General features: G+C 65.6%; 22 protein-coding genes and 1 tRNA gene. 8 read left to right on the top strand and 15 right to left on the bottom strand.

The features are described from left to right. Positions 1-5 precede the first annotated feature (5 nt). Positions 6-1,034: a LacI family DNA-binding transcriptional regulator gene (locus Q0Q48_RS00635; RefSeq protein WP_295132297.1), complete on the bottom strand. Its 1,029-nt coding sequence runs from the start codon at positions 1,032-1,034 to the stop codon at positions 6-8. A gap of 92 nt (positions 1,035-1,126) precedes the next feature. On the opposite strand from Q0Q48_RS00635, the gene Q0Q48_RS00630 reads away from it, so the two are divergent. Further along, positions 1,127-2,023 carry an NAD(P)-dependent oxidoreductase gene (locus Q0Q48_RS00630; protein WP_295132294.1) on the top strand — a complete coding sequence of 299 codons (897 nt, stop codon included), beginning with the start codon at positions 1,127-1,129 and terminating at the stop codon, positions 2,021-2,023. Positions 2,024-2,056: 33 nt separating this feature from the next. Here the strand turns inward: Q0Q48_RS00630 and Q0Q48_RS00625 are convergent, their stop codons facing one another. Next, positions 2,057-2,587, bottom strand: coding sequence for a dihydrofolate reductase family protein (locus Q0Q48_RS00625; RefSeq protein ID WP_295132291.1), 531 nt, complete (start codon positions 2,585-2,587; stop codon positions 2,057-2,059). 22 nt (positions 2,588-2,609) lie between these two features. After that, entirely contained in the window at positions 2,610-3,425 is an 816-nt protein-coding gene (locus Q0Q48_RS00620; RefSeq protein ID WP_295132288.1) for an N-acyl homoserine lactonase family protein, read from the bottom strand. Between the two features lie 176 nt (positions 3,426-3,601). On the opposite strand from Q0Q48_RS00620, the gene Q0Q48_RS00615 reads away from it, so the two are divergent. Beyond that, the gene (locus Q0Q48_RS00615) at positions 3,602-3,856 is read left to right on the top strand and encodes a hypothetical protein (protein WP_295132285.1); all 255 of its coding nucleotides are present in this window, start codon (positions 3,602-3,604) and stop codon (positions 3,854-3,856) included. 149 nt (positions 3,857-4,005) lie between these two features. Here the strand turns inward: Q0Q48_RS00615 and Q0Q48_RS00610 are convergent, their stop codons facing one another. The 5 genes from Q0Q48_RS00610 to Q0Q48_RS00590 form a co-directional block, all read right to left on the bottom strand. Then, positions 4,006-4,692, bottom strand: coding sequence for an aspartate/glutamate racemase family protein (locus tag Q0Q48_RS00610; RefSeq protein ID WP_295132282.1), 687 nt, complete (start codon positions 4,690-4,692; stop codon positions 4,006-4,008). Positions 4,693-4,699: 7 nt separating this feature from the next. Further along, entirely contained in the window at positions 4,700-5,692 is a 993-nt protein-coding gene (locus tag Q0Q48_RS00605) for a tripartite tricarboxylate transporter substrate binding protein (protein WP_295132279.1), read from the bottom strand. Beyond that, positions 5,689-6,333 carry a glutathione S-transferase family protein gene (locus Q0Q48_RS00600; protein ID WP_295132276.1) on the bottom strand — a complete coding sequence of 215 codons (645 nt, stop codon included), beginning with the start codon at positions 6,331-6,333 and terminating at the stop codon, positions 5,689-5,691. The genes Q0Q48_RS00605 and Q0Q48_RS00600 overlap by 4 nt, the downstream gene beginning before the upstream one ends. Before the next feature lie 10 nt (positions 6,334-6,343). Next, complete coding sequence (locus tag Q0Q48_RS00595) at positions 6,344-7,213, bottom strand: NAD(P)-dependent oxidoreductase (RefSeq protein ID WP_295132273.1); 870 nt, start codon at positions 7,211-7,213, stop codon at positions 6,344-6,346. A 127-nt stretch (positions 7,214-7,340) separates the two neighbouring features. After that, positions 7,341-8,111: a helix-turn-helix domain-containing protein gene (locus Q0Q48_RS00590; protein ID WP_295132271.1), complete on the bottom strand. Its 771-nt coding sequence runs from the start codon at positions 8,109-8,111 to the stop codon at positions 7,341-7,343. Positions 8,112-8,195: 84 nt separating this feature from the next. On the opposite strand from Q0Q48_RS00590, the gene Q0Q48_RS00585 reads away from it, so the two are divergent. Both Q0Q48_RS00585 and Q0Q48_RS00580 read left to right on the top strand, forming a co-directional pair. After that, positions 8,196-8,636: a VOC family protein gene (locus Q0Q48_RS00585; RefSeq protein ID WP_295132268.1), complete on the top strand. Its 441-nt coding sequence runs from the start codon at positions 8,196-8,198 to the stop codon at positions 8,634-8,636. 292 nt (positions 8,637-8,928) lie between these two features. Continuing rightward, positions 8,929-12,942, top strand: a complete 4,014-nt coding sequence (locus Q0Q48_RS00580) for an autotransporter domain-containing protein (protein WP_295132265.1) — start codon at positions 8,929-8,931, stop codon at positions 12,940-12,942. A gap of 22 nt (positions 12,943-12,964) precedes the next feature. Here Q0Q48_RS00580 and Q0Q48_RS00575 read toward each other — a convergent pair whose 3' ends face one another. Together Q0Q48_RS00575 and Q0Q48_RS00570 are read right to left on the bottom strand one after the other, a co-directional pair. Continuing rightward, positions 12,965-13,861 (bottom strand): trypsin-like serine protease, encoded by an 897-nt coding sequence (locus tag Q0Q48_RS00575; RefSeq protein ID WP_295132262.1) that lies wholly within the window; start codon positions 13,859-13,861, stop codon positions 12,965-12,967. Between the two features lie 117 nt (positions 13,862-13,978). After that, positions 13,979-15,442 carry an L-lactate permease gene (locus Q0Q48_RS00570; RefSeq protein ID WP_295132258.1) on the bottom strand — a complete coding sequence of 488 codons (1,464 nt, stop codon included), beginning with the start codon at positions 15,440-15,442 and terminating at the stop codon, positions 13,979-13,981. A 128-nt stretch (positions 15,443-15,570) separates the two neighbouring features. Here Q0Q48_RS00570 and Q0Q48_RS00565 point away from each other — a divergent pair. Both Q0Q48_RS00565 and Q0Q48_RS00560 read left to right on the top strand, forming a co-directional pair. Next, positions 15,571-15,646 (top strand) — tRNA-Thr (locus Q0Q48_RS00565). Positions 15,647-15,848: 202 nt separating this feature from the next. Continuing rightward, entirely contained in the window at positions 15,849-17,144 is a 1,296-nt protein-coding gene (locus Q0Q48_RS00560) for an integrase arm-type DNA-binding domain-containing protein (protein WP_295132254.1), read from the top strand. On the opposite strand, the gene Q0Q48_RS00555 is transcribed toward Q0Q48_RS00560, so the two are convergent. Together Q0Q48_RS00555 and Q0Q48_RS00550 are read right to left on the bottom strand one after the other, a co-directional pair. Continuing rightward, positions 17,141-17,515, bottom strand: a complete 375-nt coding sequence (locus Q0Q48_RS00555; protein ID WP_295132251.1) for a hypothetical protein — start codon at positions 17,513-17,515, stop codon at positions 17,141-17,143. The two genes, Q0Q48_RS00560 and Q0Q48_RS00555, sit on opposite strands and share 4 nt — an antisense overlap. Positions 17,516-17,896: 381 nt before the next feature. Next, complete coding sequence (locus tag Q0Q48_RS00550) at positions 17,897-19,795, bottom strand: FTR1 family protein (protein ID WP_295132248.1); 1,899 nt, start codon at positions 19,793-19,795, stop codon at positions 17,897-17,899. 317 nt (positions 19,796-20,112) lie between these two features. On the opposite strand from Q0Q48_RS00550, the gene Q0Q48_RS00545 reads away from it, so the two are divergent. Both Q0Q48_RS00545 and Q0Q48_RS00540 read left to right on the top strand, forming a co-directional pair. Further along, a complete protein-coding gene (locus tag Q0Q48_RS00545; protein ID WP_295132245.1) occupies positions 20,113-20,844 on the top strand; it encodes a TRAP transporter small permease subunit in 732 nt (243 codons plus the stop codon). A gap of 1 nt (position 20,845) precedes the next feature. Next, entirely contained in the window at positions 20,846-22,219 is a 1,374-nt protein-coding gene (locus tag Q0Q48_RS00540; RefSeq protein ID WP_295132242.1) for a TRAP transporter large permease subunit, read from the top strand. A 16-nt stretch (positions 22,220-22,235) separates the two neighbouring features. Here Q0Q48_RS00540 and Q0Q48_RS00535 read toward each other — a convergent pair whose 3' ends face one another. The 3 genes from Q0Q48_RS00535 to Q0Q48_RS00525 form a co-directional block, all read right to left on the bottom strand. Further along, positions 22,236-22,631 carry a helix-turn-helix domain-containing protein gene (locus tag Q0Q48_RS00535; protein WP_295132239.1) on the bottom strand — a complete coding sequence of 132 codons (396 nt, stop codon included), beginning with the start codon at positions 22,629-22,631 and terminating at the stop codon, positions 22,236-22,238. A gap of 453 nt (positions 22,632-23,084) precedes the next feature. Next, complete coding sequence (gene lspA, locus Q0Q48_RS00530; RefSeq protein WP_295133730.1) at positions 23,085-23,603, bottom strand: signal peptidase II; 519 nt, start codon at positions 23,601-23,603, stop codon at positions 23,085-23,087. 97 nt (positions 23,604-23,700) lie between these two features. Continuing rightward, a complete protein-coding gene (locus tag Q0Q48_RS00525; RefSeq protein WP_295132236.1) occupies positions 23,701-26,754 on the bottom strand; it encodes a heavy metal translocating P-type ATPase in 3,054 nt (1,017 codons plus the stop codon). Positions 26,755-26,864: the final 110 nt, after the last annotated feature.

Raw genomic sequence — 26,864 nt, 5'->3', positions numbered from 1 at the left:
TGTCCTCAGCTGCTTTCGCGTTGCACGATTTCGAATCCGAGATCGACCCGAACGCGTTCGGCGGGTGCACCCTGCAGGCGGCGGACCAGCAGCTCGGCGCTCCGTTTGCCGATCTCCTGCCGGGGAATGCGCAGCGTCGTCACGCTGGGAACCGCGTGGCGCAGCAGGTCCACGTCGTCGAAGCTCGCGATGGCGATGCGCCCCGGAACGGCCCAGCCGCGACGCTGGCACTCGAACAGCGCCCCCACCGCCAGCACTTCGCCCGCGAAGAAGCCGGCATCGAGATCGGGATGCGCCTTCACCAGCCGCACCAGCGCATCGGCGCCCTCGCTGAAGCCGCCGGCCGCTTCGAGGACGAGGCTTCCGTCGGCTGGCCGGCCGAGTTCGGACAGCGCCGCGAAGTAGCCGCGGCGGCGCTCCTCGGAACGGTCGTTGTCGCGCAACGGCAGGGTGACGAAGCCGATCTTGCGGTAGCCGAGGCGCGCGAGGTGAAGCGTCATGGCGCGCGCGGCCTCGAAGTTCGAGTAGCTGACCGCCATGTCGAGCGGATCGTCGGGCAGGTTGCCGGTCTCAATCACCGGTATGCCGCTCGCCTCGACCAGCTTGCGCACCCGCTTGCTGTGGACCGTGTTGTGCAGGATGAGGCCGCAGACGCGCTGCGCCAGGAAGGCCGCGACCAGCGCCTCCTCGTCCTCGAGCCGGTGGCCGCTGTCGCCGATCATCAGGTGCAGCCCGTTGGCGCGCAGCGCGTCGGACGCCGCCTGGATCATACTGGCATAGAGCGAGTTGCGGATGCTGGGGACGATGAGCCCGACGACGTTGGTGCGGTTTGACGACAGGCTGCCGGCGATGCGGTTCGGTACGTAGCCGAACTCGCGCACCGCGGCCTCGACCTTGCGCCGCATCTTCTCCGATACCGCCGAGGGTTCGCGCAGCGCCCGCGACACCGTCATCGGCGACACGCCGGCATGACGGGCGATGTCGCGCATCTTGAGATTGCCGCCGCCCTCGGCCCGCCGTGCCTTGCTGTTCATTCGCCTGCCCGTTGATGCTCCCACGCGGCGATCATATGCTGGTAGCGATACCAGAAAAACGAAAGAGTGGCCGCGGGCCGGAGGAAATGGACATGACGGGTCAATTGCTGGGTTTCGTGGGCGTGGGGCGGATGGGCGGGCCGATGGCGCACCGGCTGCTCGACGCGGGTTACCGGCTCTGCGTCTACGACGTGTCGGAAGAGGCGACCAGGCCGCTGGTGGCGCGCGGCGCGCAGCTCGCCCAGTCGCCGGCCGACGTGGCCTCCATCGCCGAGACCGTGCTGATGAGCCTGCCGACACCCGCCATCGTGCGCGAGGTGGTCCTGGGTGGGAACGCCGGCATCATCAACGGCTCGGCGATCCGCACCCTGATCGATCTCTCGACCACCGGCCCCGGTGTTGCGGGCGAAGTCGCGGCCCGGCTGGCCGAGCGCGACATCGGCTGGGTCGACGCGCCGGTGAGCGGCGGCGTCACCGGCGCCCAGGCGGGAACGCTCGCGGTCATGGTGTCGTGCCCGACGCCGACCTACCAGGCGCTGCAGCCGGTGCTGAAGACCTTCGGCAAGCTCTTCCATACCGGTGAGAAGCCCGGCCTCGCGCAGACCGCCAAGCTCGCCAACAACATGCTGGCCGCGACCGCGCTCGTCGCCACGTCCGAGGCGCTGGCGATGGGCGTGAAGGCGGGCCTCGATGCGAAGGTGCTGATCGACATCATCAACGTGTCGAGCGGCCGCAACAGCGCCAGCCAGGACAAGTTCCCGCGCGCCGTGCTGCCGCGCACCTTCGACTTCGGCTTCGCCACCGCGCTGTCGCACAAGGACGTGCGCCTCTGCCTCGACGAGGCGCAGAACATGGGCGTGCCCATGCTGGTCGGCGCGGCGGTGCTCGAGATGCTCGCCGTCACCAAGGCTCGGTTCGGGGCGGACTCCGACTTCACCATGGTGGCGAAGGTGCTGGAGGAGTGGGCCGGCGTCGAGATCAAGGGCTGACGGGCGGCGCTCCGGAATCCGGCCGGCCTGCGATCAGGCTGGAACGTAGCTCAACCGGATCACGTCCCCGTCGATCCGGTCGTGCGTTACGAGGCGGAGCGGCGGCCGGGGGCCGGAGAAATAGGGCGTGCCGTGCCCCAGCACGACCGCATGCAGGTAGATCCGGTACTCGTCGATCAGGCCCAGCTCGGTGAGGCTGCCCGCCAGGGTCGGACCGGCGACTTCGATCTCGCCGTCGCGCCCGGCCTTCAGCTCCTGGATCGTGCGCTCCAGATCGCCCCGGATGAGGGTGGCGTTGGGTCCGACCGACTCCAGCGAGCGCGAGACGACCCATTTCGGCTGCCTCCGCCACGCCGCCGCGAAGGCGTGGCGATCCGCATCCCAGTCGGGATGATCGTCGTCCCAGTACCGCATCAGCTCGTACACGTGCCGGCCATAGAGACTGCCGGCCTGCGCCTCCGCCTCGGCGATGAAATGGCGGAAGAGTGCGGGACCGGGGCCAAACGACAGGTGATCGACATAGCCGTCCAGCGACTGGTTCATGCCGAAGACGAGCCTGGCCACCGCGTTTCCTTTCCCGGGCGAATCAGTCGAGACGGACGCTTACGCCTTCGAGGCCGGGGCGCGAGGCCGGGTAGCGCCTGGTGACCTCGGCATCGTGGCCGGGAATCACCATCTCTGTCCGCCCCTCGGCCAGCTTCTTCAGCTTGTCGTAGCCCGCCAGCATGTCGGCGACCGAGTAGACGATCGAGAACAGCTTGTCGTTGTTCACGCCCCAGAAGTAATGGCTGGCGTCGGACGCCAGCACGAGCCAGCCGTTGCGCGTGTTGATGCGCACCGACTGGATGCCCGCGGTGTGGCCGCCGATCAGGTGCAGCGAGATGCCGGGCTGCAGTTCCTCGTCGCCGTCGTGGAAGGCCAGCCGGCCGCCGTAGAGCGCCCGCACCATGCCCACGATGTCCTCGCACTCGTAGGCGTGGCGGAACGGTCCCTTGCACATGTGCCGGCCGGTCGCGAAGTTCATCTCCTTGTCCTGGAGATGGAATCGCGCCTTGGGGAAGCGGTCCCAGTTGCCGATATGGTCGTAGTGCAGGTGGGTGACGATGACGTCCTCGACCTCCTTCGCATCGACCCCGATCTCGGCCAGGAGATCCGCCGGATTCTTCTTCACCTCGCGGCCGCGCTGCTTGCCCACCGTGGCATTGAAGCCCGTGTCGATGACGATCGGCTTGCCGCCGATCGCGCGGTGGCCGTTCTCGTCGAGCGGGATCGCCACCCAGACGAAATAGTCCATCGGGAAGTCGGCGTCGTGCGGGTCGGGATTGATCTGCACTTCCCACGCCTTGCGCGGCAGGTGGGCGTATTTGACCGCATGCACCTCGTAAATGGGTGTCGAACGCATCTTTGTTTCCTTCCCGGCGGGTTTGTTGCCGGGACCCTAGCGCGGCCGCGGGCTCCCGCGCTACACTGACGCCATGGCCCGCACGGACCTCCTTGGAAAGCGAATTAGCACCGCGGTTTGCACAGCAAACCGTTGCGTTGCCGCGTTCGCCTGTCCTTCGTCCAAGGAATCGTCCGATGTCTGCCGTTCTCTCCCTCAAGCGTAGCAATTCCGCCGTCCGTTACTGCTTCGAAGCGGACGCCGACCCCGGCGTGCTGCCGCGCGCGCTCGAACTGATCGCCAAGCGCGGCCTCGTGCCGGCGCGCGTCTTCGCGCAAGCCGACGGCGATGCGTTGAGCGTCGAGATCGAGGTGGAGGGGCTGGAGCCGGCGGTCGCCGAACATGTCGGCCGGTCGTTGGGCCAGATCGTGGGCGTAAGGCACGTGTTTTAGAACGCCTTGACAACAACGACCTCACCCTGAGGAGCGCTCCGCAGAGCGCGTCTCGAAGGGTGGGCACGAGCACCACGTTTGTTACTCATCCTTCGAGACGCACGCCTTCGGCGTGCTCCTCAGGATGAGGTGGTGGTGTGCCGAACGGCTTAAGCCGCCAACCGCTCGACGATCGCGTCGATGTGCAGGCGGGCGACGTCGATCGCGGGAAAGCCCGCCGTCGTCTCGTCGAACATGACGGTGAGGTCGGTGCCGGCCAGCAGGATCGTCTCGACGCCGTCGCGGCGCTGCAGCTCGGCCGCGAGGTCGCGTAACTTCGCGGCGTCGGCGTCATTCGAGCGCTGGCTGTCGAGGATGCGCTGATAGGCGGCGCCGGCGAAGGCGATCTCGTCGGACTGCGGCTTCACGATCTCGACCTCGGGCGCGTAGCGCTGGAGCTGGCCCCACAGGCTGCCTTCGATGGTGAAGACCGTGCCCAGCAAGGCCACGCGACGGATCTTCCGCGCGCGCAGCTCGGCGCCGAGCGTTTCGACGATATCGATGATCGGCAGCGTCGTGAGCTTCTTCACCCGGTCGATGGCGATGTGCGGCGTGACCGCGGGGATCGCCATGACCCCGGCACCGGCCCGCGCCATGCGGTCGAGGAACGACACGAGATAGGCTGCCAACTCGTCGAGCTTGCCGGCCCGTACCAGCCCCTGCCCGAAATCGACATCGGCATGGGTGAAGACGAGATCGGGCGTGACGCCGCGGAGTTTACAGGCCGCGGCGATCCGCTCGTAGTAGTGGACGGTGGCGCCGACGCCTAGCCCGCCCACGATCCCGACGCAGGTCATGGCGGGCTTACTGCGCGATGGTGATGTTGTTGTCGCGGATCACCTTGCCCCAGGTCTCGACCTCGCCCTTGGCGAAGCTGTCCATCTGGGCGGCGGGCCAGTCCTTCAGGACGGTGCCGAGCTGGTTGGCGCGGGCGACGACGGCTTCCATCTTGCCGATCTTGACCATCGCGGCGTTGAGCTTGTCGACGATCGGCTGCGGCGTGCCGGCCGGCGCGAACAGGGCGAACCAGCCGTCGAGGGTGAAGCCCGGCAGGCCGGCTTCCGCCGTCGTCGGAATGTCGGGGAAGGAGGGCAGGCGCTTGTCGCTGGCCAGCGCCAGCGCCTTCACGTTGCCATTGCGGATGTGGCCGGACACGGCGGGCGGCGTCACGATCAGCACCTCGACCTGGCCCGCCACGATGTCGGCGGTCGCCGGTCCCGACCCCTTGTAGGGCACGTGCACCATGTCGAGACCGGCCGCCTTGTTCAGCAGCACGCCGCCGAGATGCGGCACCGAACCCGCGCCTACAGAGGCATAGTTCAGCTTGCCGGGATTGGCCTTGGCGTAGGCGATGAAGCTCTTGAGATCGTCGACCGGCACCTTCTTGGCGACCACGATGACGTGCGGCGCCATCGCGCCCATGGCGACGCCCACGAAATCGTCGGGCTTCCAGTTGAGGTCCTTGATCAGCGCCGGGTTGGCCGAGTGGTAGGCCGAATACTGCATCAGGATCGTGTAGCCGTCGGGCTTGGCGCGGGCGACGAGAGCGGTGCCGATATTGCCGTTGCCGCCGCCCTTGTTGTCGACGATCACCTGCACGCCCAGCTCCTGGCTCAGCAGGTCGGAATAGAGTCGCGCGACGAGATCCGTGCCGCCGCCCGGCGGGGCGGGCACCACCATGGTGATCGGCTTGTCGGGATATGAACCTTGCGCGCGGGCGGTGCCGGCGAGGGCGGTCGTTGCGAGGCCGGTGGTCGCCAGCGCGACGAAGCTGCGGCGTTTCAGCGGGCGTTTCACGGGAAGTTCCTCCTCCAGACGTCTTTCAGTTCCGGCCGTTGATCGGCCTTGCGCGCGATGGCGAAGAGCTTGGGCGTCTCGGTCTCGAACCAGCCGCGCCGCGGGCGCCAGCGGGTCATGACGCCGATATAGATGTCGAGGGCGGAGAAGCGCTCGCCCAGGAACCACGGCGCACCGGCCGCGCTCTCGACCTGGCGCCACAGGCGCTGGGCATAGGCGTCGGTGGCGGCGCGGAACGGATCGCGCGCATTGTTCACCGAGACGAAGCGTGCCGGATCGTCGGCATAGGTGAAGGTCGGGTAGATGTTGGCGACCAGGAACACCAGCCAGCGCAGGAACGCCGCGCGCTCCTTCGCACCCGGCGCGGGCACCAGCGAGTCGCTGCCCGTGACGTCGGCCAGCAGCAGGGTGATGGCCGCGCTCTCGCTCATCACGCTGCCGTCGGGCAGGACGAGCGTCGGCACCTGGGCCAGCGGATTGACCTTCTCGAGCTTCGCCTTGGCGTCAGGGTCCTTGAACAGGTCCCCGACCGGCTCGTAGGTGAAGGGCAGCCCGTACCAGTCGAGCTGCGCCTCCACGAGGGCCGAGCCCCAGCCCGGCCGCCCCCACAGCGTGTAACCGCCGCTGATGTTGCCGCTCACGAAACGCCGCCTACGGCTTTTGCAGCGGCTGGATCAGGCTCGACGTGTCCCAGCGTCCGCCGCCGCGCGCCTGTACCCGCTCGTAGAACTGGTCGACGAGTGCCACCAGCGGCATGGCGGCCTTCTGGCGCTTGCCCTCGGCCAGGGCGATGCCGAGGTCCTTGCGCATCCAGTCGACGGCGAAGCCGTAGTCGAACTTGCCGGCGATCATGTTCTGCCAGCGATTCTCCATCTGCCAGCTCTGCGCCGCGCCCTTGGAGATGGCGCCCAGCGCCTTCTCCATGTCGAGCCCGGCGCGCTGGCCGAGGTTCAGCGCCTCGGCGAGGCCCTGCACGATGCCGGCGATGCACATCTGGTTCATCATCTTGGTGATCTGGCCGGCGCCCGACGGTCCGATCAGCGTCACCGCCTTGGAGAAGGCGTCGGCCACCGGCTTGGCGCGCTCGAACGGCGCGGCATCGCCGCCGCACATCACGGTGAGCTGGCCGTTCTCGGCGCCCGCCTGGCCGCCCGAGACCGGCGCATCGATGAAGTCGATGCCGAGCTTCTGGCCCGCGGCATGGAGCTCGCGCGCGATGTCGGCCGAGGCGGTGGTGTTGTCGAAGAAGATGGTGCCCTCAGCCATGCCGGCAAACGCGCCGTCCGGCCCCAGCACGACCGAGCGCAGGTCGTCGTCGTTGCCGACGCAGCAGAACACGATCTCCTGGCCGGCCGCGGCCTCGCGCGGCGTCTTTGCGGCCTTGCCCTTGTGCTTCTGCGTCCAGGCCTCGGCCTTGGCGAAGGTGCGATTGTAGACCGTGACATCGTGGCCCTTGGCGGCGAGATGCCCCGCCATCGGAAAGCCCATCACGCCCAGTCCCAGAAATGCCACCTTGGCCATCGTTCCCTCCCGCGAAATCCGCCCCGTCCGCGGGGCGGCGGCGATCATAGAGGCAAAATTGGACGGTGCCAGAGGGGCTAACCCGGACGGCCGAAGGTTCGATCGGGAGACGGCGTTGCCGGTGCCCTTAGGCGGGCGCTGCCGTCCGGCGTTGCTCATGGAGCTGAGCCGATTTGCAGAAGAGCAGGAGCGTGTCCGCGATCCGGGTTCGCTTGCGGACGATGCGATCCGTCGGGCCTCCTACACCGACGGCGAGGGGCGACTTGTCGGTGGGGGACATGAAGGGCATTGCGATCGCGGAGCTTTCGGGCACCGAATCGCCGCGTGTCTCAGCATAGCCCTGGGCACGGAAACGTCGAATTAGGGGCAGGAAGGTCCGTGGGTCAACGATATGGGCGCGATCCGATTCCGTGTTGCTGCGGCGGAGCAGTCGGGTGATTTCGGCGTCCGTCTTCGGCATGAGAAGGGCGCGCCCGAGCGCGGAGCGGGTCAGCGACCTGTAGAGGCCGGAGGCGATGATGGGCCGGTCCGGTTCGCTGACACGTTGCACCATGACGTACTGCGCGGCCGCGCCGTTCTGGATGCCCAGGAAGACGGTCTCGCCGGTCGCCGTCTGCAGTCGGTCGAGTAGGGTACCGACGCCGCTCTCGGCAAACAGGCGATCGACCCAGTTGCCGAGCAGAGCGACGCGAATGGTCGGCACGAACCGGCCGCCCGCGGCTTCGTGGTGCAGGTAGCCCAGGACCTTGAGGCTGTGCAGCAACATGCTCGCGCTGGGCTGGGGGATCGCGAGACTGCTCGACACTTCGCCCACGGCGAGGGGGCGCCGCTCGCGAGAAAACAGTTCGAGCAGTGCCAGGGTGCGTTCGGCGGATTTGACGGTGCGGGCAGGGGTCATGCGCGATCATCGCACAGTCCATTACATATGTAATTTCCTGGCGATGCCCTCGGCCCTCCCGTCACACCGGCGTATGCTCATGGCATGACTTTATCCGAGATCGGCGCCTTCTCGGCGACTCCGTTCGGCAAGCTCGACTACGTGGCGCTGCTGGTCGACAGGCTCGACGAGGCTTCGGCGCATTATCGCGAGACCTTCCAGGCGACCGTAACGCCACCCCAGGACTATGCGCAGTACGGGTTTTCCTCGGTCTATGTGGATTTGGGCTACGCACGGCTGAAGCTGATGCAGCCCCTCGAACGCCCCGAAACGATCGTGAACCTCGCCGAGGACCGTGCGCGCTACGGGCTGCACCATGTCAGCTACCAGGTCGAGCATCTCGTGGCGTTGCGCGAGAGGCTGGTCGACCAGGGTTATCGTCCCTACGGAGCGAACGCGGTGACCGACGTTGCGGGTGGCAGGACCACCTTCCTCCGCCCGCCGGATGCCATCATGCCTCTGATGCGTCTGTTCGAACCTCACTGATGAGGCTCTCGCGGAGCTGGAGATAGTCGACCCGTAGCAGGTCGCCAGCGCCGCCACTCCATCGATCCAGTGCTCGTTCCGACCCTGCCGCTGACATCGTCGCGAGGCATAATCGAAACCAACGAAATAAACGAAACAAACGAAAGGAAGAAGCCCCCGCGAGCGCTTCCGGGGCCCGCTGGGGCGGTTTGGCGCCCTGTCGAGCCTCGGAATGTAATTGAACGGAAGGTGCAAAGACTCCTTGCGCAAGCTCCCTCGACATCGGAGAAATCCGACGCTTGGGGGAGAGTGGATGCTGTCGATAACAAAAATGCTGAAGCCGGTGGGATGGGGCATCGCCACTTGTGTCGCCGGCTGGCCGGCCGGTCCGGCCCTGGCCCAGGCCGGTGAGCCCACCAACATTCCCCTGAGCTTCCTGACGCAGAGCGGCGGCACGCAGCGCCTGGTCATCAATGTCGGGATCAACGGCGGCGCTCCCAAGCCGTACCTCTTCGATACCGGATCGGCGCTGTTCAACAGCGTGTACAATGCGGACTGGTGGCCGGGCCTCGCGCCCGATCCCTCGGCGCACAACGTCGCGAGCACGCCCGGCCTGCCGCAGGGCATCCAGTACTGCTACGGCACCTCCAAGGAGTGCCGCGGCTACACCGGCAACATCGTCGCGGTCCCCGTCCTCAACTTCTATGCGAATTCCGACAAGGGGACGCCGGTCGCGGCGACGCTGGCTGCCACGCCCGGCTACCAGATCAATGCCGTCTACGAGCATACGGATTCGAGCACGACGTACTTTCCGGGATACTGGTCGACGCCCGCGTGGACGCAGGATGGCACGCCGCCGATCGAAAGCACCCTGTTCGGCACCTTCGGCGCAGGCAACTTCATCAGCAACAAGACCAGCAAGGTGGAACCCGGCACGAGCTACACGACGGGCGGCGTGCTCGGCCAGACGATCGTCGCGGGCGGCGGCGTCGTCTCCCAAGGCTACGTGGTGGCGGCGAACGGGCAGAAGAACCCGACCTCGTCGGACAACGGACCGCAGCAGGCCAATGGTCAGAGTGTGCTGATCGGCGGCAAGCCCGACCGGGTTGCGATCACGGGCTGCAGCCCGTGCGTGACGGTGGGACTGACGCCACAGATGCTGGGCCAGTTCATGCCGATCGGGCTGCCCGCAAGCAATCCGACGGGCTCCGGCGTGGTGCCGTGGACGGATCCGGTGGGAAGGCTGTTTCCCAATCCCTATGGCGGCGCGCCCCAGACCAACGCTTCGACGGAGTTCGGCGCGAACTTCACGATGACCCTGACGAAGCCCGGCGACTCCCGGCCTTCGGTGGTGGAGACCAAGCCCGGGCTGCTCGACACCGGGACCCAGGATCTCACGCTGAACACCAGGCAGCCCGACGACGGTCTCAAGACCTACTATGACAATCTGGGCGCCTATTACGTGAATGCCGGCGTCAAACTCGACGTCACCGGCGCGAACGGCGCCGCCATCCCCGGCCTGCCGACGACCTCGTCGATCCTGACCGCGCCGGGGTCGGAGAGCTTCAACACCTACAACGCCTCGATCGGAACGAACGCCACGAACACCTTCGGCCTGTCCTTCTTCCTGGCCAATTCGGTGCTGTTCGATCTTTCGGATCGGCTCACGGGCTACACGCCGTTCTTCGTCACCAACCAGGCGCTCGACACGACCGGCGGCCCGCTCATCGTCGACGGCTCGAACGTCCTGCTGGGACTGGCCGGCGCCGTCTCCGGCACCGGCGGCGTCACCATCAATGCCGGCGGCGGCGTGCAACTGAGCGCCACCAATACCTATACCGGGCCGACGACGATCGCTTCCAACGGCCAGCTCTACGTCACGGGGCCGGGCAGCATCGCGCTTTCCTCCGGCGTGGCGAACGACGGCATCTTCGACATCTCGCGCGCCTGGGCTCCGGTGGCGATCCAGACCCTGAGCGGGGCGGGTCATGTGAGTCTGGGGGGGCAGAACCTGCGGATCACCAACGGCAGCAGCCTCTTCTCGGGCATCATCTCCGATCGCAACGACAATGCCCTCTTTGCCTATCCCGCCAGCGGCGGCAGCGTGACCGTGGCCGGCGGTGTCCAGATCCTGAGCGGCGCCAACACCTACACCGGCGGCACGACCGTGACGGGCGGGGCGACGCTCGGCATCTTCCACGACACCAACCTGGGCACGGGCGGCCGCCTGGCGCTCGACGGCGGCACGCTGGCGGCGATGGCCTCTTTCACGTCGTCGCGCGCGATGACGCTCGGGGCCAATGGCGGCGCGATCGACACGCGCGGCAACACGCTCACGCTGACGGGCCGCGTATCGGGGGCGGGCGGTCTCTACAAGCAGGGCGAGGGCCTGCTCGTCCTGTCCGGCCTCCACGACTATCTCGGCGGCACGACGGTCAACGAGGGCACGCTGCGGCTGGGCGCCGGCGCGTCGCTGCCCTCGACCGGCGCGCTGACCGTGAATGGCGGTGTCTTCGACCTCAACGGCAACAGCCTCACGGTGGGCGCGCTCTCGGGCGCCGGCGGCACCATTGCGCTGGGCAGCGGCACGCTTATCTCCGACGATGACGCCGCGACCGTGCTGGCCTCGGTCATCACCGGCACCGGCGGCCTCACCAAATCGGGCACCGGCTCGCTGAACCTCACCGGCGTCAACACCTATACCGGCCCGACCCGCGTCACCGGCGGCCGCCTCGCGGTGAACGGCAGCATCACCAGCGACGTCACCGTGGGCACGGGCGGAACGCTGGGCGGCGCCGGGACCGTCTTCGGCTCGGTGACTAACGGCGGGGTGCTGGCGCCCGGCAACTCGATCGGCACGCTGACGGTCAACGGCGCGCTCGTCGTGAGCGCCGGCAGCACCTACCAGGTCGAGGCCAACAGCCTGGGCCAGGCCGATCGCGTCAACGTCACGGGCGCGCCCGGCACGGCCACGCTCAACGGCGGGGGCGTGAGCGTGCTGGCGGCGCCGGGGGTCTATGCGCCCTCCACGACCTACACCATCCTGAACGCCACGGGCGGCGTCACCGGCACGCTGGCCGGCGCTTCCACCAACCTGCCCTTCCTGCAGGCGTCGTTGAGCTACGATCCCGGCAACGTCTTCCTCACCCTGGCGCCGGGCGGCTTCGCGCGCGGCGCCGCGACCGCCAACCAGGCCGCGACCGGCGCCGTCCTGGATCGCAGTGTCGCGGGCGCGACCGGCGACTTCGCCACGGTGATCGGCACGCTCGCGGGCGTCAGCCTGCAACAGGGCCAGGCCGCTATGGACGCGATCAGCGGCCAGAACTATTCCGGCTTCGCGACCGCCGGGATCGGCAACAGCCTCGGCTTCATGAACGTGCTGGGCCAGCAGATGAGCCTCGCCCGGGGCGGCGCCGGCAGCGGCACGCGCACGGCGCTGGCGCAGGCCTGCGACGCCGTCGCCTGCGACGATGCCGCGAGTCCGTGGAGCCTCTGGGGCAGCGTGGTGGGCGTCACGGGCAGCGTCGCCGGAACCGGCGGCGCGGCGACGCTCACCTACAACAGCGGCGGCGCCGCGGCCGGCGTCGACTACCGCGTCGCGCCGAACCTGCTGCTGGGCCTGGGCGTAGGGTTTGCCAGCGGCAACCAGTGGCTGAGCGGGTTCAGCGGCCGCGCCACCACCGACTCATACCAGGGCACGCTCTACGCCTCCTTCACGCAGTCGGGTTTCTATCTCGATGCGCTGGCGGGCATCGGCTTCAGCAACAACAACATGACCCGCCAGATCCCGATCGCCGGCCTGATCTCGCGGACCGCCTTCGGCCAGACCTCGGCCAGCCAGTTCCTGGGCCAGGTCGAGGCGGGCTATGCGATCGGCCTGCACGAGGCCTCCCGGGCGCGCGCCACGCCGTTCGCCCGCCTGCAGGGGATCACCAACAACCAGGCGGGATTCGGCGAGTGGGGCGCCAATTCGCTGGACCTCACCGTGGCGCAGCAGACGACCGGGTCGCTGCGCACCACGGTCGGCGTCGACCTCGAGGGTGCCTTCGACCTCGGCTGGCGCGACGCCCTGGCGCTGCAGCTGCGGCTGGGCTGGGCGCATGAATTCGCCGACACCGCGCGGCCGGTCACCGCGACCTTCGCGGGCGCGCCGGGCGCCGCCTTCACGGTCTATGGTGCGGCCCCGCAGCGCAATGCCGCGGTCATCGGCCTCGCCGCCAGCACCGCCATCGCCCCGTCGACCAGCCTCTACCTGCGATACGATGGCGATGTCGGCACGGGCACCGACAACCATGCGCTGAGCGCCGGGCTCCGGATGAGGTGGTGAGCCCGCCCGTCGCGGCCGCCGCTCAGCCGGTGAAGCGCAGGCCCGGCACGTGTGAGGTGAGCCAGGGGCGGAGGCCCGATACCCGCGCAAAGAAGGAATAGTCGTCGTACTGGTCGCCGCCATTGGCGTTGACGCCGACCACCGCCCAGCCGGCCGGCGTCTGCATCCACAGCGAGCCGCCGCTGTCGCCCGAAGCCAGCAGCCCGTCGAGCCGGCCGGCGCCTTCGGTCTCGCGGCGCAGCTTCACCGAGAGCCAGTTGCCGCGGTCGCCGGTGCGCGGCGGCGGCTGCACCAGGTCCATCGTCTCGTGGACGACGTTGGTGGCGGCGGCCTTGCTTCCCGAGGGTCCGTCATAGGCGTCGTTCTGGCCGATCGAACCGATGCCGCGCGCGCCGTAGCCGACCATCACCACCGGGGCACCCTGCTCGCGCGTGCCGCCATAGAGCAGCGGTGCCGGGCCGCCGCCGTTCATCGGCCCGCGGATCCGGATGAGCACGACGTCGTAGCCCGTGGTCTCGTCGTTGTCGCCGTTGAACAGCGGATGGCGGATCTGGCGGTCGCCCTTGCACGGGGTACCGTCGGGCGCGCGGAAGGTGTAGTCTAGGACCGAGTTGTCGCGTGTGAAGAGATGCGAGGCGCTGAGCACCCAGGCATTGCCGCCGTAGTTGCCGAGCCACGTGGCCGAGCCGATGCCCCAGTCCTGGCCGCCGTCGGTCGAGAGCGCGATGACGGGGGCGAACTGGCTCTGGTCGGCCAGCGCCTCATGGGCGCGGAAGCCCTCGCTCTCGCGGCCCGGCCGGCCGCCCTCGGACCGCCAGGTGCGGTCCAGCACGATCACGGCGCCGGCGGGCCGTGCGACGGGGAGTGTGGAGAGGCCGGCGAGGCCGGCGGCGAGCAGGTGGCGGCGGGAAACGGTCATGAATCGAACGCAGCATGACCGGCGCCCGCGCGGCTGGCAAGGGCCGCCAGGGCCCGGTAATCGAAATAAATGAAATAAACGAAACAACTGAAACGAAGGTCGCACCCCCGGATTCGGTCAGTTTCCGAGTGCCAGCAGTGCCAGCAGTGCCAGCACCACCGCCACCCCGGTCACCAGCGGCGGCAGCGCGAGCGGCCAGGCGCGGCGGTAGAGGGCGGCGTCCGAGGTCGAGAGGCCGAGGATCGCGGCGCCCATCGAGACGCGGATCGGCGACAGCATGGTGAGGTTGGCGGTGACGCTGTTCTGGACCGCGGCGATCCAGGCCGGATCAAGGGCGAGGGCGCGGGCCAGCGCGGTCTCCATCGGCATCAGCATGGCGTTGGCCGCGGCGCCGCTGCCGGTCAGGAAGCCGCCGACCGCGGCGAACAGCGGCACGCCCAGCGCCGCGCCGCGTCCCGCGACCGCCCGCAGCGCCTCGGCGATCGAGGTCGCCATGCCGGAGCCGACATAGAATTCCGCCATCACCACGAAGGCGAGCGTCACGGCGCAGGCCCGCCAGGCGCCGGCGGCGGCTTCCCGGGCGACCTTGCCGAGCGGGGCGCGGGCCAGCAACACCACGGCAACGCCGATCGCCAGTAGCCAGAAGCCCGGGGCGTAGAAGGGCGCGAAGGCCGGCTGGTTGTCGAACGGGCGCAGCGCCCACAGGGGCTTCAGGAGGTCGCGCAGCGGCGTGACCAGGCGGGTGGCGCAGAGCGCCAGCGTCAGCGCCACATAGGGCGCGGCGGTGCGCAGGGTGGTGCGCAGGCGCGCGGCGTCGGGCCGCTCGTCGCGCCAGAAGCGCACGGCCAGCAGCAGGGCGGTCGGCGCGGCGGCCGCGATCTCGACGTCGCTGAAGCGGTTGGCCAGCCACACCAGGACCAGCAGCGCCACTGTCCACAGGAGGTCGTCGAGCTTCTGCAGCGCCGGCACCGCGACGCCAGCCTCGCGGGCGAAGCGCCAGTAGAGGAGGAGGTACATCGCGTGGATCGGCACCTGTAGCACCGCCGAGCTGAGACCGAGCTGGCCGGGCGTCAGGCCGGCCAGGGTCGCGCCCACGGTGGTGCCGATGGCCAGCGCGCCCCATGGCACCAGCGACTGGCTGTAGAGGCCGAGCAGCAGGGCCGACATGCCGCCGACACCCAGCCGCCGCAGCGCCGCCAGGGCGATGATGTAGCCGACACCGAAGCCGGTCACCGATTCGGCGAAGGGCGCCAGCAGGAAGCAGACCGAGAAGAGGCGGCGCGGCGAGGCCTCGAGCGTCCCGGCGCCCAGCGCCCCGCCGCGGGCGAGGGTCGCGCGATGAAAGAAGACGCCGGTGACGATGATCGCGATGACGTGCCAGGACAGCCACAGGCCGGCCGGCACCTCGCGGCGGAACAGCAGCGCCACGGCGGCCGGGCCATCCGCCTGCAGAACGAGCGTCGCCGAGGCGGCCAGGGTCGCCGCGAGCCCCGCCAGGCCCGCGACCAGCGCGCTGGCGCGGCCCGAGGCCAGCAGGCCGAGCACGAGGAGGAGGGGCAGGAGCGAGAGGAGTGTGGTCATGCGGGGCTTCTATAGCCTTCCCGCGCGCCGCATGCTTCGGTTCCGGCCGAAGCGCGGGGAGGAGCGGTCGGGCGCCCGAAAACGCCACCTTGCGCCCGCGCTCCCTTTCCCTTAAACCCGCCGCCGATGCCCCGATAGCTCAGCTGGTAGAGCACGTCATTCGTAATGATGGGGTCGGCGGTTCGATTCCGTCTCGGGGCACCATTCTTCCATCCAGACTAGTTCTTTGTCGTCCGCGCTCGTTCGCCGACCCCTCAGAACGCTCGTAAAATCAGGCTTTGAGCGTATATTGACGCTCGGCGCCGTTCGCGGCCGTCCGAAAGAATCCGGCTTCTCTGGGTACACTGTAGGTACGCTGGAAGGGCCGGGTACACTGGCGACTCGCAGTTTACGAGGGACCTCTCCCATGGATGAACTGAGCGACACCAAAATCCGCAATGCCAAGCCGGCCGACAAGGAGTACACGCTCGCTGACGGCCAGGGCCTAAGCGTTGTGGTGCGACCCAATGGGACTAGGCTGTGGCTCTACCGCTACCGTTTCGGCGGCAAACGCAAGAACCTGTCCTTTGGCACCTTTCCCGGCGTCGGACTGAAGTCCGCCCGCGAGAAGCGGCACGACGCAGAGAAATTGCTAGACCAGGGGCAGGATCCGGCCGCAGTGCGCGAGGCGCAGCGAAAGGACGACGAGAAGCACAAGCACACCTTTCGCACGGTCGGCGAGGAATGGGTGAGCAAGAAGCTCGAGAAGGAAAACAAGGCCAAAGCGACGATCAAGCGGGAGCGTTGGAATCTCGGCCAGCTCAATCGCGAGATCGGCGATCGACCGTTGTGTGAGATCGAGCCTCCCGATTTGCTGACGGCGATGCGACGCGTCGAAGCCCGCGGCCGCTACTATACCGTCGGCCGGCTGCGCTCGACGGCCTCGCGGGTCTTCCAATTTGGTATTGGCGCGTCGTATTGCAGCAGCGATCCCACCCGCGATTTGAAGCACGCGCTTACCAAGGCACCCAAGGCAAACCCGCGTCCGGCTCTGACCGACCCGGACGAGGTTGGCGACCTGATGCGCCGCATTGAAGTTTACGACGCCAAAAACGGCGGATTAGTGCGCTACGCGCTCAAGCTGATCGCCTTGACCATGGTGCGGCCGGGCGAGCTTCGGCTAGCGGAATGGACCGAATTCGACGAGGCGAACCGGATATGGTTGATTCCCGCCGAGAAGATGAAGATGCGCGATGATCACGAAGTGCCTCTTTCCCGCCAGGCGCTCGCTATTCTTTTGAAGCTGCGGCCGTTGAGCGGCCGATGCCGCTACTTGTTCTCATACGATGATGATGTGCCTATGTCTGACAACACGCTCAACAAGGCTCTACGGATCATGGGCTACGATACCGGTCCCGGAGGCGACCATTGCGCGCACGGCTTCCGTTCGACAGCGTCGACCTTGCTCAACGAGGAGGGTGCGTTCGACGGCGATGTCGTTGAATCCCAACTTGCCCATTCCACGGAGGAAAAGAAGCGGCGGCGACGCGACGAGGTGGTGCGGCGCCAACTTGGCAAGGGCGACAAGAACAAGATTCGCAGCATCTATAACCGAGCGGAGTATTGGACCGAGCGTGTACGTTTGATGCAGCACTGGGCTGACCGGCTCGACAGCCTTCGCGACGGGAGGCTCACCGTCTCGCTAGGCAGGTCCGCGGCCTAGCTTGTTCTTGATTCGACCCTGGGCAGCGAAGCGTGAAATTCGTCCACGCTGTCGAGGTCGATCATGGTCTTGCCTCCCATTTTATAGGCCCTGATCCGCTGCTGGGCGATCAATTCGTACGCTTTGGTCTTTCCGAATTTTCCATAGCGGCAACCGTCCTTAAATTCGACGAGACGACGCTGCTTGCCGATGCCTTTGTTACTCATGGTTCGCGCAAGTGCGTCGCAAATTTCTCCCATGATCGAATGATCAGGCCAAGCTGCACGAGCGGGCTTTTCCATCTCTCGACAAGGTGTTGAAGCGCACTCGCTGGGGAGACGGCGGCCAGGGTGACGCTGATCGCGCTCCGGCTGATGTTGTTTTGACGTCATCGACACGGCTCCCATCGCCTAGATTTGTCGATCTACGTCTTCGACGGTTACAAAGCCAAGAGCCTGTGATGCTGGCGCTAGCTCCGGCGTGTTATGGAGTGCAATTGGGGCGGATCGGCCGCTAAAGAAGCCTCATTGCCTTGAGATCGTAGTTTCAAATCCCGCCCCCGCAACCAAATCGGACGAAGAACTACAGAAGCTTCAACGAGTTGTTGGGGTTTTGTTTTGGCTGCCAAGTGTGGCCTCACTAAATTCAATGGCTTAGGGGGTAGATTCAAATCACGTCACGCCTAGCTTCGAGCGAGTACGGCAACATGCGCTATGACACGCTGCTCTTCGCCGTCATGGTGGAGCTGTGTGCCAGATGATCGTCGCGACCTGTCACGCGACACGACGGCGCTCGTTGCGCCAGAAGCCGATCAGCAGTATCGCCGCCGTCGCGACCTGCGCCGAAATACCTTGCACGGTTGGATAGAGTCCGACGACTTCCAGGCGGATGAACGCGGCGACAGGCGTAACAGGCAGCCATCCGGCCTCCTGGAGGGCGGCCACGCCTTTGCCGACCAGCACGACGCAGAGGACGGCGAGCAGCGCCGAGCTGTACGCAAAGAACTTGCCCACCGGCAGAGTACGACCGAAGCGCAGCAGGGCCCAGGCAATGACTATCAAGACGGCGACCGCTGCCGCAGCGCCGGCGATGACCGCGCTAGAGTTCCCCCCGTTCCAGATGGCGGCGTAGAACAGGATCGTCTCGAACACTTCGCGGTACACCACAATGAACGTTAGTCCGAACAGCCCCCAGGCGGACTGCCGCGAAAGGGCGTGGCCGAGCTTGTCGCGAATGTAGCGCTGCCACGTATCCGCTTGGCTCTTACCATGCATCCATATACCGACCCAGAGCAGGATGACCGCTGCGAACAGCGAACCCAGTCCCTCGGTCACTTCACGGTGTGCACCGCTGATCGCGATCAAGTAGGTCGCCGCTACCCAGGTAAGCGCGCCGGCGGCCAGCGCGGAAATCCAGCCGAAATGCAGGTAGGGCTCGGCGTCGCGCCGGTCGGTCTTGCGCAGAAGCGTGAGCATCACGATCACGATCAGCATTGCTTCAAGCGCTTCGCGAAGCAGCACGGTGAACGCGCCGAAGAAACTGGACGCCGCCGTCGCTTGCCGAGGATCGAGCGCGGCCTCGGCGTCGCTGAACAATCCATCCAGCACCCTGACCTGGCTGCGGATGTCTTCCACCGCCTCGCCGCGCTGAAGGGTGGATCGAAGCTCGCCCATCGCGGCTTCGATACGCCGCATCAATGCGCCATCGTGGACTGCCAGCAATTTCTCGACCGGTTCGAAGCCGTCGAGATAAGCCGACAAAGCCAGATCCGTAGCCGCCGCGCGATTGCCCTTCTCATAGGCCAGAACTGCTTCGGACAGTCGCGAGCGTGCCAAGGCGAGCGAGGCGTTCGACGTCTGAACTACGGCATCGGGATTGCGCCGCAGATAAGCGGTGAGCCTGTTGGCCGTGTCTTCGCCGAGCGTAGCCGCGAGCGTGACCGGCCTGTCGCCGACCAAGCTCGCCAGCGTGGTGCGGCTACGCAGGCCTGGGTCCGCTTTCCACAGCTGTTCGCCCCTGGCCGCATCCTCGGTGGGATAGGCAAGCGAACCCACATAAAAGGCGAGAGCCCATCGGTCCTGGGACGGCAGATGCGCGAAGCTTGCCATGCTTGTCCCGTCGATTCCCTGGCCGATTACCTGGTAGAGCGCGAAGATGCTGCGCTCCCCGGCACGCTCTTTGTCGGTGAAGGCGATGGGAGGCGGGTTCAGGCCTTCCGAGGCCGGCCCTTTGCCGTTGCCGCTTACGCCATGGCAACTCGCACAATGCTCGGCGTAGAGTGCCTTCCCGCGCTGGAACTCAGGTACCACGGTCGGGGCCAGCGGGACCGGGTAGGCTTTGACCAGGTCCGCGGCAAACGATCGCGACAAGGTGGCAACAACCTCTGGCGCCGCCTTCCGCTCAATCGCGGCCTGGAGGTCGGCGGCCTGTTTCAGGAGAGCTCCCTTCTCGCCGGACGATGGCAAGGCATCCAGCTTGCCTTTCGCCGTACTCGCAAATTCAACCATCTCGGCGTACTCGTCCGCATTGATGACCTCGCCATCGCGGACGGCCTCGCGGTAGTCGACCGCGACATAGTCGAGCAGCCGCCATATGGTCAGAACCGAATCCGTGTCCGCGCGGACTGCGACTCCGGAGATCAACTGGAGGGACAGCAGGAAACAGAACGCCAACGCCCGAATTGTCATAGCCCGCCACTTCATCGCCAATGCGACTTACTTTCAAAGAATAGCGGATTGAACGATCGTCGTCGACCGATGGTCTACTTCCAGGATACTCCAGCGCAGGTCGCGATGACCGCCTTGCTCCTGATTGGCTTCTGGAACAATCAGCGTCTCGCTTCCGCGCAGCGCACGGATTCAGAGGGCTGAAGCGGCACATTATTTTGCGATCAGAAGGTGCCAAAGCGCTCTGATTGTCGCTGCACATTCGTCTTTTGAGCCTCGTGCATTGACGTTGCCAGCAGATCGGTGGCGTTGTGATTCGTGGCGTGGACACGCTCCGCGCTTCAGAAGTGCAGCGCCAGGGAAAACGCGGTGCAAGCACCGAGGATACTTTCCTTCTTGATCCTTTAGTGGCTACAGGGTGCACCATGCGCTTGCATGTGCCGGCGGCAGCGATCTCCCTGCGGGCACGACCTTTGCGACCTGAAACGGAGCCGCTGAAAATGCGTGTGTTGCTACGCCTGGCGCACGCAATCGACGGTCTAAATAGAACCGTCTCTCAGTTCGTACGTTGGGGATTGCTCGCGAACGCCGTCCTCATCACGGCAAACGCTCTGAGCCGCAAATTCTTCTCTCTGGCGTGGGCGTCGGCGTTCGATCTCCAATGGCAATTTTTCGCCGCCGTGGTCTTGCTGATGGCTGCTTATACCTTTCAACGAGACGAGCACGTGCGGATCGACATCCTGGCCGGCCGGCTGGGCGAACGGGGCCTTGCCTGGCTGGATCTCATTGGAATTTGCCTCGTTCTTCTGCCGGTATGCGCAGCCCTCGTATGGGTGAGCCTGCCGCAGTTCGTCATCGCCTTTCTTTCGGGTGAAAGCCGGGCGACGCGGGAAAGTACCAGTCACATTCCTGCATGGATCATAAAGGGCTTCATCCCGGCTGGATTTCTTCTGCTCGCTCTGCAAGGCATCGCCGAAGCCATCCGCTGCGTTGCGTGTCTCAGGGGCGTTCTTCCGCGACCGATGCACCGGCGCAGACTGATCGAGGACCGCTGAGATGACGGAAATCTTTGCGCCGGCGATGTTCCTCTGCCTGGTGTTGGTACTCTTCGCCGGGTTTCCGGTTGCCTTCTCCCTGGCGGCGGTCGCTGGCGCATTCGGCGCCATCGGCGTCACGACGGGCCACTTCAACGTTACCTTCTTGAACAATATGCTTTTCCGCATTCAAGGGACGTTCAACAACGACAACCTGCTGGCGCTGCCGCTGCTGATTTTTATGGGAATGCTGCTGGAGCGCACCGGGATCGCCGAGGAAATGTTCACAGCCCTGAATCGCTTATTCGGGCGTCTTTCCGGCGGGTTGGCGTACACAACCATTGTTGTTGGAGCAGCCCTCTCTGCGATCACCGGATTCGTTTCAGCGTCGGTGGTTGCCATCGGGCTCATATCGCTGCCCGTGATGCTGCGCGCAAGATACGATCCGAAACTTGCCACTGGGGTGGTAGCCGCGGCCGGCACGCTTGCTCAGGTCATTCCGCCAAGCCTCGTTCTCATCATTCTAGCAGAGCAGCTCGAAGTGTCTCTTCTCGAGATCTATCGAGGCGCGCTCTTGCCGGCGGCACTCCTTGTCGCTTTGTATCTGTCGTACATCTTCCTCGTCACGCGCCTGTCGCCCGAGCGCGCTCCTTCCACATTGGGCAGGTATGTTGCGCCACGGTCGCAGATAGTCCTTGAGGTTGTGCGCGCGGCCGTACTGCCGTTGGGTATAGTGTCTGCCGTGCTGGCAGCAATCTATTTCGGTGTAGCGACGCCGACCGAGGGCGGAGCCATTGGGGTCGTCGCCGTAGTGCTGCTGGCGTTGGCAACGCGAAAGTTGACCGGGCGCAACCTTCGCCAAGCAATGGATGTGACCGGCATATTGTGTTCCGGTATCATCTTTCTATTGCTCGGAGCATCCTTCTTCATGTTGGTGTTCCGTGGCCTTGAAGGCCATCTTTGGATCGAATCTCTCTTCACGTTTCTGCCCGCAGGCCAAGTGGGCTTCATCGTATTCATCAACGTGGCGATTTTCTTCCTGGCGTTCTTTTTGGATTTCTTCGAAATCGCTTTCATCGTGCTGCCGCTGATCGCGCCGATCGCGCGCCATCTCGGCATCGACATGGTGTGGTTCACGGTGCTGCTCGCCGTCAACCTTCAGACGTCTTTCATGCATCCGCCCTTTGGAATCGCTCTCTACAATCTTCGAAGCGTAACGCCGTCCTCCGTTTCTACGTCGCAGATCTATTGGGGAGCCGTGCCGTTTCTGGCTCTGCAGATCTTGATGGTTGGGCTCCTTATTGCGGTACCGCAAATCGTGACGCGGACTCCGGCACCAGCTGCCGACCCGGCAACGATCAATATAGAGCTGGCTCCGCCACCAGCTGAGAACTGAGGCAGCCGACCGAGCATCAGCGCATGTTGGTGAGCGCATCGATCACGCGGCAATCAACAACGCGGCCATTCTTGCAGGCACGCACCATGCGTCTTAGTTCATCACGCAGCACGGTGAGGCGGCTCAGCCGGCTCTCGACAGCTGAAAGCTGGGCCGAAGCCAGGTCCGATGCCGCCTTGCAGGACAGTTCGGGCTTCTCTTGCAGGGCAAGCAGAGCCCGTACGGAAACCAGTTCAAACCCCAATTCGCGCGCGTGACGGATGAAGGCCAGTCGGCCAGCATCTTCGTTGCCGTATATGCGGCGGCCGTTGGGCGCGCGGCGTGCCTTCGGCAATACGCCGGCGCGCTCGTAGTAGCGAATGGTTTCAATGTGGACGCCACTTTGCTTCGAAAGCGTGCCGATGGACATCATTGCCGGCCACCTCGCCTGTTTCTGTAGTTTCTACAGGATGTATGCTTGTGACATGCAAAGCAAGGACAATGGCCGCGACAACAACCTTTGATTCTCTCGCGATGTCCTGACCGCGAAACCTCTCGGGAGACAAGCAATTTTGTGGAGCGTCTCGTGACCCGACAAAGGCCAAGCCAGTGCCAATCGCCGGAGTCAATTCGACGAATTGGCACCGCGCGATGACGCGCCCGACAGCCGCGTTATCCGCTCCTATTGTCAGTCGAACGCGTCTCCGAGGGAGCCGCGGCGGCGCCGACGCCCGCGATCAGCACAATCATCGCGACGATCGTAGCCGCGCTCGTCATAGTCGCCGCCTCGATTGCCCTGCGGGATTGGCGCGGGTTGAGGCGGCAGAAAGGGAGTGCCGCCTTGAGGCAGGAAGCTGTCCAGGTCATCGGACCCTCATCGTCTCATTCAGCGGGTCCCTGCTCGATCAAGGCCCTCCTTAATGGATCTCGTTCGCCAGAGGGAGGCAGTCATCAACAGGGTGGCGCCCGTGACGATCAGTACGTCCGCCATATTGAAGGCCGGCCAATGCCAATCGCCGACATGGAAATCGAGGAAATCGGTCACCGCGCCCTGACGCAGTCGATCAACCACATTGCCGGCGGCGCCGCCGGCGATCAGGCCGGCACTGATAGTCTCAAGGCGTTTTTCGGCTCGGATGGCCCAGACCATTAATCCTGTCACTATGACCGCACTGATTCCGGCTAGCAGGAGCGGACGCTCAAAGAAAAGCTCGCGAAACATCCCGAAGGCGACGCCGGTGTTGAAGCCGAGAGAAAGATTGAAAAATGGTGCGATCTCGATTGTGCGCGGCGGCACCATCACAAAGTTGACAATCAGCCATTTGGTGACGAAGTCGATCCCGAGAGCGATGGCAAAAGCAACGCCAGTCCAAGTGGCTCGATGCGGCAATGTTCCAGATTGCACGGTCAATGTGTCCTCATCCGGATGCCATCGCACCGTCTACCGCAGTGACGATTGTTGCGGGTGGTCGTCATCGAGGTCGAATACCTGTATGCCACAATCAGCGCGCTGGGCCTGCTGCAGCAACCGCGGGCCGTTGATGCACGCGCGTCGGAACTCCAGATCCCGTCGATGGACCGTCCATCGTCTGGCCACGGTTGAGCAGGCGCAGACCGTTTAGAACGACCAGAAGTGACGCGCCAACGTCGGCGGCGATGGCACCCCATAGCGATGCGAGACCAATCACCGTCAGAGCTGTGAACACGAGCTTCACGGCGATGGAAAACGCAACGTTCTGCCGGATCACGGCGAGAGTCGCGCGCGAATGGCGCACGAGCCAAGGAAGTTTGGACAGATCGTCCGACATAAGCGCCACATCGGCCGTTTCGATGGCGGCGTCGCTGCCCATGGCGCCCATTGCGATGCCGAGATTAGCACGCCCCATCGCCGGAGCATCGTTGACCCCGTCGCCGACCATGGCAACCGACCCGTGGCGCCGGACCAAATCCTCGACGGCTGCCACCTTGTCGGCCGGTAGAAGCTCCGCTCGGACCTCGTCGATGCCCGTCTGCTTCGCAATCGCTTCTGCCGTCGCCCGATTGTCGCCTGTGAGCATCACGACGTGTTTGATGCCTGCGAGGTGCAGCGCCGTTACGATGTCCCTCGCTTCCGGCCTGACGGCATCGGCAACGGCCACGAGACCCCAGATCTCCTGCCCAATGCCCACCCCGACGATGGTGCGACCGGCGCTTGAAAGTGCATCGGCCCGCAGAAGAACTGCATCTGAGTTGATGCCCTGCTCCTCAAGATAGCGTCGCGAGCCGAGCCACGTCTCGCGACCGGCCACTCGCCCGGTTACGCCTCGGCCAGCGATGGCTTGGACGCCCTCGGCGGGTTCGGCGGCGATCTTGAGTTCGGCGGCTTTCGCCAGGATGGCGCGCGCAATCGGATGCCCGCTGCGCGCCTCCAGGGCCGCGGCCAAGCCGAGAACGTCGGTTTCGTTACGGCCGCCGAGCGGCACGATCTCGACGACCTGTGGCCGCCCTTCGGTGAGCGTGCCGGTCTTGTCCATCGCAACGGCCTTGAGGTGCGCGGGCGTTTCGAGATGAATGCCGCCTTTCACCAAGACACCCTGTTTCGCCGCGCCGGCGAGTGCAGCCACGATCGTCACTGGCGTCGAAATCACGAGGGCGCAGGGGCAAGCGATCACAAGGAGCACCAGCGCACGGTAGAACCAGACGTCCCAGGCGCCGGCCAGCAGCAGCGGTGGAGCCAAAAAGATTGCGACGGCAAGCGCCATCACGACAGGCGTGTAGATGCGCGCGAATTTCTCCACCCACTGCTCACTTGGCGCGCGTCGGCTCTGTGCCGAGCCGACCATCCGGATGATCTGGGCGAGTGTCGTGTCGTTTGCCGCTTTGGTGGTCACGATGTCGAGGGCACCCTCGCCGTTGATGGTGCCGGCAAAGACCTGGTCGCCCTCCGCCTTCAGTACCGGAATGCTTTCACCGGTGATCGGCGCCTGATTGACCTCGCTTTCGCCGGCGGCAACCCGGCCGTCGAGTGGTACCTTGTCCCCTGGCCGGATGATGATGTGCTTGCCAACCCGAACCTCGGTCGCCGGGACATCGCGCTCGGAGCCGTCTTCGAGCTTGACGCGTGCCGTGGCGGGCGCGAGTTCCATGAGGGCAGCAACCGCGCGGCGCGCGCGACCAAGGCTCCAAGCCTCGAGCGCCAGCGCCATCGCGAAGAAGAACGAAACCGTGGCAGCCTCAAACCAGGCACCGATTCCAATGGCGCCCGCAACCGCCACCATCATCAGCAGATTCATGTCGGGACGAAGCCGCTTGGCGGCGAGCCAAGCCTTGGGCGCGACGTAACGTGCCGCACCGAGTACCGCGAACGTGTACAACGCCACGCTGGGCAGCGGGGTCGACCCCGAGCCGTGTTCACCCGCCTCGAAAGCCGCCATGACGCCGCCGCCCAGCCAAGCATGGATCGCAAAGCCCATTGCCGTGAACACGCCGCTCGCGATGGTCAGCCACGATTGCACTCGCCTGCGGCGCTCTTCGGCCTGCGCAGCTTCGCTGGTGCCGCCTTCGATCCAGGGCTCGGCGCGCAGTCCAGCGCGTGCCACAGCCTTCTCTACTCGGGATTCGAGTGCCGCATCCGGCGTCATGTCGATCGACATGCGGCCGTTGAGGAGATCGAAGGCGAGCTTGTCTTCGCCGACCAGCGGCCCAACCTCACGCTTCAATGCCGCGATCTCGTCGGCACAGTCCATGCCGTGAATGCGAAACATAACTTGGCCGGGCAAAAGGGTTGGGGGCGGCGAGTTGAGCGCCTCCTGCGGCTCTGCGGCACCGCTGGATGCGGGACGCTCAGGTACTCTGACGGGCGCGCCAAGGGAAACTGCCGGCGGCAACCAGGGCTCGGCGCGCATACCCGTTCGCTCCACAGCTTCCTGGATCGCGTCGAGTGCCGCCCGGCTCTGGGGAGCAACGGTCATCGTGCCTTGCTCGGTGTCGAAGGCAAGCTTGTCGTCGCCGACGAGCGGACCCAGTTCACGCGTGAGCGCTGCAACCTCGTTCTTGCAGTCGAGTCCAACAACGCGGAACAACATTGCTTCGGCCGTGTCGTCCGCAGAAACGGAGGCACGCATGCCGGTCGTGTCGACGCGGCTGACGATATCGTCGACTGTCGCCTGCCGTTGCGGCGCGACCGTCATGAGCCCCTTCGCCGTATCGAACGACAGCCAAGCTTCGCTCCCAACGAGCGGACCAACCTCACGCTTGAGCATGGCAACTTCGTTCTTGCAGTCGAGCCCCTCGATCCGGAACAGCAAAGTCGGTGCAGGCTGCTGCTCCAGTTCACCTAGGAGATGCGCGTGCATCCCGGTCGTTGCGACCGCCCGCTGAATGGCGTCGACTATCGGAACGCTCTCGGAGATCACCTCCATGACACCGGCTCGAGTATCGAAGGACAGCTTGTCGTCGCCGCCGACGACTGGCCCGACCGCCGCGCGAAGCAGGCGAACCTCGTTTTGGCAATCCAAGCCGTCGACCTGAAAGCGCAGCGATCTTGAAAGGCCCATCGTCGCGTCATCAACTTTCATCATTGGCTCCTTGGTGTCGCGATTCGAGTTCAGCCCCCAGCTGCTTTCTTTTCAGAAGATCATAATTCCTGTAGCCGCTACAGAAGCAAGGGGCGCTTTCAGCAACGATT

Source organism: uncultured Reyranella sp., assembly GCF_945957355.1.
Taxonomy (GTDB): Bacteria; Pseudomonadota; Alphaproteobacteria; order Reyranellales; family Reyranellaceae; genus Reyranella.
This window is presented reverse-complemented; position numbering and strand designations above follow the sequence as displayed.

Bases quoted from the DNA above. Each gene is read 5' to 3' on its own strand.
- Q0Q48_RS00635 (WP_295132297.1), bottom strand. From the start codon at position 1,034: ATGAACAGCAAGGCACGGCGGGCCGAGGGCGGCGGCAATCTCAAGATG.
- Q0Q48_RS00630 (WP_295132294.1), top strand. From the start codon at position 1,127: ATGACGGGTCAATTGCTGGGTTTCGTGGGCGTGGGGCGGATGGGCGGG.
- Q0Q48_RS00620 (WP_295132288.1), bottom strand. From the start codon at position 3,425: ATGCGTTCGACACCCATTTACGAGGTGCATGCGGTCAAATACGCCCAC.
- Q0Q48_RS00615 (WP_295132285.1), top strand. From the start codon at position 3,602: ATGTCTGCCGTTCTCTCCCTCAAGCGTAGCAATTCCGCCGTCCGTTAC.
- Q0Q48_RS00610 (WP_295132282.1), bottom strand. From the start codon at position 4,692: ATGACCTGCGTCGGGATCGTGGGCGGGCTAGGCGTCGGCGCCACCGTC.
- Q0Q48_RS00595 (WP_295132273.1), bottom strand. From the start codon at position 7,213: ATGGCCAAGGTGGCATTTCTGGGACTGGGCGTGATGGGCTTTCCGATG.
- Q0Q48_RS00590 (WP_295132271.1), bottom strand. From the start codon at position 8,111: ATGACCCCTGCCCGCACCGTCAAATCCGCCGAACGCACCCTGGCACTG.
- Q0Q48_RS00585 (WP_295132268.1), top strand. From the start codon at position 8,196: ATGACTTTATCCGAGATCGGCGCCTTCTCGGCGACTCCGTTCGGCAAG.
- Q0Q48_RS00580 (WP_295132265.1), top strand. From the start codon at position 8,929: ATGCTGTCGATAACAAAAATGCTGAAGCCGGTGGGATGGGGCATCGCC.
- Q0Q48_RS00575 (WP_295132262.1), bottom strand. From the start codon at position 13,861: ATGACCGTTTCCCGCCGCCACCTGCTCGCCGCCGGCCTCGCCGGCCTC.
- Q0Q48_RS00570 (WP_295132258.1), bottom strand. From the start codon at position 15,442: ATGACCACACTCCTCTCGCTCCTGCCCCTCCTCCTCGTGCTCGGCCTG.
- Q0Q48_RS00560 (WP_295132254.1), top strand. From the start codon at position 15,849: ATGGATGAACTGAGCGACACCAAAATCCGCAATGCCAAGCCGGCCGAC.
- Q0Q48_RS00555 (WP_295132251.1), bottom strand. From the start codon at position 17,515: ATGACGTCAAAACAACATCAGCCGGAGCGCGATCAGCGTCACCCTGGC.
- Q0Q48_RS00540 (WP_295132242.1), top strand. From the start codon at position 20,846: ATGACGGAAATCTTTGCGCCGGCGATGTTCCTCTGCCTGGTGTTGGTA.
- Q0Q48_RS00535 (WP_295132239.1), bottom strand. From the start codon at position 22,631: ATGATGTCCATCGGCACGCTTTCGAAGCAAAGTGGCGTCCACATTGAA.
- Q0Q48_RS00525 (WP_295132236.1), bottom strand. From the start codon at position 26,754: ATGAAAGTTGATGACGCGACGATGGGCCTTTCAAGATCGCTGCGCTTT.